Annotated in this window: 2 protein-coding genes; one reads left to right on the top strand and one right to left on the bottom strand. The window is 39.7% G+C overall.

Going from position 1 to position 2399, the window contains the following annotated elements; translation table 11 throughout:
- Positions 1 to 155: 155 nt before the first annotated feature.
- The gene (gene drt4 / locus KIO97_RS26865; protein ID WP_024699510.1) at positions 156 to 1754 is read left to right on the top strand and encodes an antiviral reverse transcriptase Drt4; all 1599 of its coding nucleotides are present in this window, start codon (positions 156 to 158) and stop codon (positions 1752 to 1754) included.
- Positions 1755 to 1925: 171 nt separating this feature from the next.
- On the opposite strand, the gene KIO97_RS26855 is transcribed toward drt4, so the two are convergent.
- A partial coding sequence (locus tag KIO97_RS26855; RefSeq protein WP_285384438.1) for a GFA family protein occupies positions 1926 to 2399 on the bottom strand: 474 nt, incomplete at its 5' end.

The following is a 2399-nucleotide window of genomic DNA, read 5'->3' as shown; positions in this document are numbered from 1 at the left end:
ATACTTGAGCGAAGCGAAACTGCCAAGCGTTGCGAATCACTCTTAAATGCTTTGTTATGTTTTAACCTCACGTAACCATACCTGACTTGTATCATATAATCAGACTTTAGTTTAGCGTACACTATGTACGTTAATTAAATACTTAAGTGCATAAGATGACAGCTAATAAGCACCGTGCTTTCTATGAAGCATTAACTCGCCATAATTATTTTCCGAACCAAAAAACAACTATTGGTGAACTGCCCCCTTGTTTAAGCACTCGTAGGTTTACTCCAGAGATTGCAGAACAGATCGCTAATATTCCTAAAGGCCACAATCCTGATAGCAAAGCTAGAAGTAAAGGCTACGACCTTGTTGAATATACAGCCACCAGATATAACAATGTTCCACGAGTTCTTTCATTGGTCCACCCTAAAGCTCATGCCCTACTATGTCAGCACATAAATGAGCACTGGGACAAGCTAAACCACATCGAGAACAACGAAAGAAGCATAATTAAACCCGAGTATCACGAGGATGGTCGTTACGTTATTATGGGTTATGGGTGCGCTATCGAAAAGATCGATACGATCCACGCTAAGAGCTTTGGTAAAAAATTTAGAGTTCACACCGACATTTCCAACTGTTTCAATAGTATCTATAGCCACTCTTTATCTTGGGCACTTGTCGGATTCGAGGAAGCAAAACGTAAGTCAGGAAACCAATTTCAAGCAGAATGGTTTAATCAGTATGACTTCCATCAGCGAAACACAAAAAGAGCAGAAACCCAAGGGATACCAATTGGACCAACTACCTCTAACGTAGCAGTTGAAGCCATTTTAGGAAAAATTGACCAACAGTTAGTTGACGCTGGATTCGATTTTCAAAGATATATAGACGACTATGAATGCTATTGCGAGACAAGAGAAGAAGCAGATAAGTTCATACTCTTGCTAGGCAAAGAATTAGCAAAGTACAAATTAACCCTACATTTGAATAAAACTAAGATCGTTGAATTGCCTCACCCACATGAAGATGAATGGACTATCGAACTTAAATCAGCACTTCCTAGTCGATTGCAACATGATAGTGATGCACCAAAACTCAGTTCAGCGGAAGCCCTCTCATTTTTGAACAAAGCCATATTACTCAATAAAACAACACCAGACGGAAGCGTATTAAAATACGCTATACACATTATTGTAAACTATCTTCAAGATAATGCTGCTCCCTCAGTGTATTCGTGTGTTTTAAACTTAGCATGGCATTACCCTATATTGATTCCTTTCTTGGACACTCTGATTGATAAAGCTGAACTTGCGCCGGAAATCTATATTAACAACCTAAATACAATTATTTTGGAGAACGCACGACAAAGCAGATCTGACGGCATGTGTTGGCCCCTACACATATTGAGAAAAAATAATCTCGTCCCAAACGAAGAGATTGTGACAGCAATATTAGATAGTAAAGACTGTGTTGCGATTACCATTTTAAACTCGTTTATTCCAGATAATGGAAAAATAAAAGCTTTTGCAAACAAAATCATTGATACGGATGACCTTTATGAAAAAGATCGATACTGGCTCTTACTGTATCAACTGTTTTTGAATGGAGACGTTAAGAATGCTTACAAAGACAAAAAGGTCTTTGAGATCATGAAGTCAGAAAATGTAGACTTTCTACCTGATGAATCCCTCTCAAAGGCTGAACAGGAATGCGACACGCTTAAAGTACAAGAAATTTTTGGTGATATAACCGAACTGGTATTCTAAATATCTGAGCCAACCTTGATATTACTAGGTTGGCTTTAAAACATAACGCCCTGTTAAGGGGTGAAGCACGCAATGACCAAGCTTCCGCATGGCACTTCAACACCGAAATCAGCCGTATACCAAAAATGCCACGCGTGCTGAATCCCACTTAAACTGTTTGTTATGCGTGCGTTACCTGCATATTTTTAACCAATCTTTCTCAGTTGGCATCGTATCAAATTTCGGTATACCGTCATTTACAAAACCCACGTCCCAACTAGCGTGAGAGCCAACATAAACATGAGCGGAAACTTTTGTATCCACGGGCTCGGACAGCAGACCAGCTGGCACCCAATATGAATCACCGCTTGAGCTGATATTTGGTACTGGACTACCGCATTGACAGCAAAACTCGGATTTAAAACCTGACTTCGTAGAAAATGACCTAATTTGATGTTCGCCGGAACGCCACTTAAAATTTGATGCTTCAACTATCAACGCTGAATTTGATGAAGAACCCGATACCTTGCGACACAGAGAACAATGGCATTGATAGATGGGTGGTAATTCGCCTGACAACTCAAACGAAACCTCTCCACACAAACAGTTTCCTTTCAAATTTAATTCTTCCTTGTTCATTAGTACGCATAACGCGCAGTTAAGGTG

This window comes from Vibrio sp. B181a, from assembly GCF_030248375.1.
Taxonomy (GTDB): Bacteria; Pseudomonadota; Gammaproteobacteria; order Enterobacterales; family Vibrionaceae; genus Vibrio; species Vibrio campbellii.
This window is presented reverse-complemented; position numbering and strand designations above follow the sequence as displayed.